The 4,271-nt window shown below is 43.1% G+C and carries 6 protein-coding genes; all 6 read right to left on the reverse strand.

Annotated features, from left to right (window positions below):
• Positions 1 to 373, reverse strand: a 373-nt coding sequence (locus IQ229_RS15335) for an SMEK domain-containing protein (protein WP_228013488.1), incomplete at its 3' end; no start/stop codon positions are given.
• A gap of 42 nt (positions 374 to 415) precedes the next feature.
• The gene (locus IQ229_RS24105) at positions 416 to 616 is read right to left on the reverse strand and encodes a helix-turn-helix transcriptional regulator (RefSeq protein ID WP_228013489.1); all 201 of its coding nucleotides are present in this window, start codon (positions 614 to 616) and stop codon (positions 416 to 418) included.
• A 363-nt stretch (positions 617 to 979) separates the two neighbouring features.
• On the reverse strand, positions 980 to 2,824 hold the full coding sequence (locus IQ229_RS15345; protein ID WP_194045035.1) for a hypothetical protein: 1,845 nt from the start codon (positions 2,822 to 2,824) through the stop codon (positions 980 to 982).
• Positions 2,808 to 2,990: a hypothetical protein gene (locus IQ229_RS15350; RefSeq protein WP_194045037.1), complete on the reverse strand. Its 183-nt coding sequence runs from the start codon at positions 2,988 to 2,990 to the stop codon at positions 2,808 to 2,810. Before IQ229_RS15350 ends, IQ229_RS15345 begins: the two co-directional genes overlap by 17 nt.
• Positions 2,987 to 3,526 carry a hypothetical protein gene (locus IQ229_RS15355; protein ID WP_194045039.1) on the reverse strand — a complete coding sequence of 180 codons (540 nt, stop codon included), beginning with the start codon at positions 3,524 to 3,526 and terminating at the stop codon, positions 2,987 to 2,989. Before IQ229_RS15355 ends, IQ229_RS15350 begins: the two co-directional genes overlap by 4 nt.
• 25 nt (positions 3,527 to 3,551) lie before the next feature.
• A partial coding sequence (locus IQ229_RS15360; RefSeq protein ID WP_322743997.1) for a hypothetical protein occupies positions 3,552 to 4,271 on the reverse strand: 720 nt, incomplete at its 5' end.

Here is a 4,271-nt window from a genome sequence, read left to right on the forward strand (position 1 = left end):
TGCTTATACCGCTCCTTTTCCAAAAATTTCCACAGCGTTTCCTGAACTTGGCAGAAGTTTTGGTAGAAGTTACTTGGAATGCAATTCTTCGATAGTTATCACCTAAATCAATACCAGGGCTATTTTTGTCAACTGTATCCAGATTAATCAAGTCATAGCCGTAAATAATATTGAGAAGTTTTGCAAAAAAAGATTGTGCCACAATATTTTGGTCGAAAAGTCCAATTAGTCCTCTGTTTTCTAGAGAAAACTCTAATATAGCTAGACCATCGCTGATTTTTTTCTGCAATTGTTCCTGTCTTAGCATAACTTTATTATAAATGTTAGCTTGTAAAACAAATAAGAAAGTAGGACAAGTGTATAATACAATCAATAGCCTTTAGATACCAGACTTAATCCTCTCCATCTCCTCACCCTAAAATCCTTCATTAACAACAGAAGCATAGTCAAGATAACCAAGCATTGAGCCTTTTTTGATAGCCTCAGCACGGTTTTTAACGTGCCATTTGCTATACAAAACACTGACATGAGTTTTAACTGTACTCAGAGCGAGCAACATTTTTCCTGCAATGTCTTCATCAGTTTGATTAGTAAGAATCACAACTTTAGAGACCATTTCTGTTCAACTAACTGAAAAGCTATCTCTGTACAAGTCGCTTCACCACTAACCTTTATATTATGAGTTTGTGAAAGAGCAGTTTTAATACCTAAGAGCGTAAATGGTTCTTTTTCAACGATTACTATTGTCAGCATGATGCGTATTAATTCTCTAATAATAAATGGCTATTTATTGGCTGATTTATTATTGGTGTCTACGGGACACCATCTAGACACTTGGTGTCTGGGTGGTGTCTGGAGTAGTGTCTGCTGGTGTCTATACTAGATAAGGCTTTCAAGCTTTAGTCTCTGTGGTGTCCGGTGTCCAGTGTCCGCTAAAAAAGGGTGTTTTTGAGGCTAGACACTCTTACACCAATCGCAGTCAAATTTGATTAAGCTTGATAACACCCTCGCCTATCCAGTCTGCTAAAGATGCTCCAACAATTTCATACATCCAACCCTTGATTTGCTCTACAGTGAATCTCTCACCGTTCACTTTAAAGTTGCCCTTGAACTCTCTTACATCAGCTTCAATTCGTTCAGTTCTGGTGAGATATTCATACAGTTTTTGCGCCATTGGTGACAGTTTTTTAGGTTCATCTTGGGTATCACCTGCTTTGTTACCAAGATTGAATTCCAGTTCATAAATGCGCTCTAGAGTAGCTTTATCGATGGTTGGGGGTTCATTACTGGTCACAGGTTTATCAAGCCGAAAATCAATTCGCTTGTGGTCGAGTTTAGGCAATTCAATATCAATCCATTGCCCATGCCCAGGTAATTTAATCTTACCCATACCGCTAGCTTTAGCTTCTGTGGTGATTGGGTCGATAGTTGCGATTAGTTCTACTTCCAACAGTGCAGCATCCCGAAGTTTTGATAATCCTTTGGCTTTGGCTAAAATCTCCATTGTGCGGTCGTGAGCTACAAACAAAGGAATCATTAATTGTTTGCGAGATTCAGTCATGGCACAGCGAAACCATTTACCAATAAAATCAGGGTCGGGCTTCCATTTTTCATCCTCACAATCGTCTGGCATTGGCTCAACAATGTTATCCGTCCAAGTTGTAAACTCCTCAGCGACTACACAGAAATGTTGGTTTGTGTCTCTTAAGTGTTGCGTCCATTGCTCCTCAACCATTCCACTTTCACGATAGGCTTTGTAACGGCGGCGCATTTGAGCCATGTACCATTGCATAAAGTCGGCTATTTCCCTGTAACCAGTAATCAGCCTCACCCCTCGCCATTCGACTTCTGTTCCGTGAGGGTCAAGTACAAAGATTTGATTCCAACCGGCTTGACGCTTTGCCCAAATAATCTCTCTGGTAGTCCAGGACTTACCTGCACCCATGCCACCAAAGATTAAAGTGGGGTAGCCGATGGTGTTTTTGATCCAGCGATATTTGTCGCCGTCTGCAATCGCTTTTGGCTCAGAACCAGTAACCTTGTCGTTCGGGTCAATCGTCCCCTGTAAAGTCTGGCTACCTTGCAGATAGGGCGTTTTCATCTCACGTAGCTGCTTAATGTAATCTGCCTTCTGTTCTTCACTCATCCCCGCCGTTTGCGCCTCAAAGATTGCGTCCGATGCCTCCATTTGCGTGACTTCAATCTCAGTGTGGGCGTAAATCTCGGCTTTTTGGATGTCTACTGTGCGATCATTGGCGACTAGATCCAGGTCAGCTTGCAGTTGGACTTCTGCGATCGCAACGTCTCGGTAACTCTCTAGTAGCTCGGAACGTGCGGCCATCTCTGCTTTTGCAGCATCCCGTTTTTGGGCGATGTCTTCAAAAACTGCCCTCTGCTTCTCTTCATCCTGGCAGTGGCGCAGCATCCACCCAGCAAGGGCAAACCCCAGGAATCCGCCAAACGCCCAAAACGGTTTATATGGGTTAGTCGCTTTCACTAACCCATTTACCCCCATTGCTGGATCTCTCACTACTTGGCGCGGCATTCCTTCTAACTGCCACTGTGACCAATAAAATGGGGTCATGCGAAATGGTCTGTTATTCTGATCCTGGCATACCAATTTTCTCTGGGGAGTCCGAACGCAGAAATAAATGCGGTCGCTTGATTCCCCTTTCCAAGCCATCGCAGCCGAGCTAATACCCACAGTCAAACTAAGCCCAATTGCAACAGCTTTCTTGTCCATTGGTAACTGTCCGAACCACAACATAAAACCCGATTGTTGCGACTCGGATAACTGTTTATGTTTGTCAGTTAAGTAATTCATTATTATCCTTGTCCATTTCTTCAGCCCAGATAACAGCACCCGAATCAACATCGTCAGCCCAAATAATTAGCCCACGGTTATCTAACTCATCAAGGCTGGCCGCGTTAACTTCTTCGATAAATGAATCTGGTAAAAAACGAAAAAGAAACCTAATAAAACTATTCATTTACCTCTCCTGCCACCAAATAGAAAAACCATTAATATCGCTATGACTATCGCCACTCCTGCACCACTGCCCCAACTTGAATAATCCGTAATTTTGGGCTGATACATCTTTTCAATTGAAGTATTAGCTGTTTGTGTAGAAGTTCTCGCTTCGTTCCACTCACTAATCGGTTCAGAAAGCGCACACAATAACGCCAGTGATGCACTGCAACCAGTCATTAAATTAGTAACGAAATTATTAAACCCTTCACCTGTTGCAGTGGCAGTAAAGTACAAGTGTGCAGTACCCACAGCTAGGAACATTCCAACTGGGTGAACTTGCAACAGATGAAAGGCAAAAATAACTGCACTATTCAAGCAACTACCAGCGACAATTTCACTTGCATTACCAGCACGTCTAAATGTTCTACCTCTGTTGTTCTCTGGTAATGGTTGTGGTTGTTCTGGTTGCTGTTGTTGTGATGGTGTTTGTGCCAGCCCTTCAAATGAAAAAGGGCTGACGCTATGAGGATCTTCATTTCGTTTCCTTACTAGCATCAGCCTGTGTCCTTTCAACTAATAGTTATCTATCGCCTAACTTCTGCCACAAGTTACCTAACATCGCACCCCAACCGCGAACTGTTCCTGTTGCAGAAACACTAGACGCTGGTGCATGATTTTGGGATTGAATTGGTATCACTTCCTGGGGCGTTTGATTCGGTTCTAAAGCTCTTGAGCCGTACCGCGCACGGGCTAAAAGTTGTTGTCGTTTCTCTCTTAATCCCGTAGTGATTGCCTGTCTTTCGGCTTGCACAACTTGCCTATTTTCGATGCCGCTAATTTTGTTTTCATGTCTCCACAATTCTGCTTGCAAATCGTGGTGTAATTGGGCTGCAACTTCGGCTAGTCCGTGCTTACGTTTTTGGTCAATTCGCAGAAGGTCTGCTCTATCTTGGGCAGCTATCTTACTCATCTCTGAATCAAATTCCGAATTGAGTTTGCGAATTTTGGCGATAGCACCCGCAACATGAGAGCCGTATTGTTTACGAAGTTCGACCCAGGTTACTTGCCCTTTGGTTAACTTCTCCATCGCCTCAAAGACGACCTTGGCGTTGTCCAAAAATGGCTCTAATCTATCACTCAACTCTTGGGCATTATTCGCATAATCCGCAAACTGTTCGAGTTTATTTATATCGGAGAGATAGCCCAGAATATCAGACTCAAATCCTCCCCAGTTTTGCGCTTTTTCATCAATATGCGAACTATGTCCAACTACTGGATTACGTATTGCAAAGTCCATTGG

It is taken from the genome of Nostoc cf. edaphicum LEGE 07299, assembly GCF_015207245.1.
Taxonomy (GTDB): domain Bacteria; phylum Cyanobacteriota; class Cyanobacteriia; order Cyanobacteriales; family Nostocaceae; genus Nostoc; species Nostoc edaphicum_B.

Excerpts from the sequence above, each read along its gene's own strand:
- IQ229_RS24105 (WP_228013489.1), bottom strand. The coding sequence starts at position 616 with ATGGTCTCTAAAGTTGTGATTCTTACTAATCAAACTGATGAAGACATT.
- IQ229_RS15345 (WP_194045035.1), bottom strand. The coding sequence starts at position 2,824 with ATGAATTACTTAACTGACAAACATAAACAGTTATCCGAGTCGCAACAA.
- IQ229_RS15350 (WP_194045037.1), bottom strand. The coding sequence starts at position 2,990 with ATGAATAGTTTTATTAGGTTTCTTTTTCGTTTTTTACCAGATTCATTT.
- IQ229_RS15355 (WP_194045039.1), bottom strand. The coding sequence starts at position 3,526 with ATGCTAGTAAGGAAACGAAATGAAGATCCTCATAGCGTCAGCCCTTTT.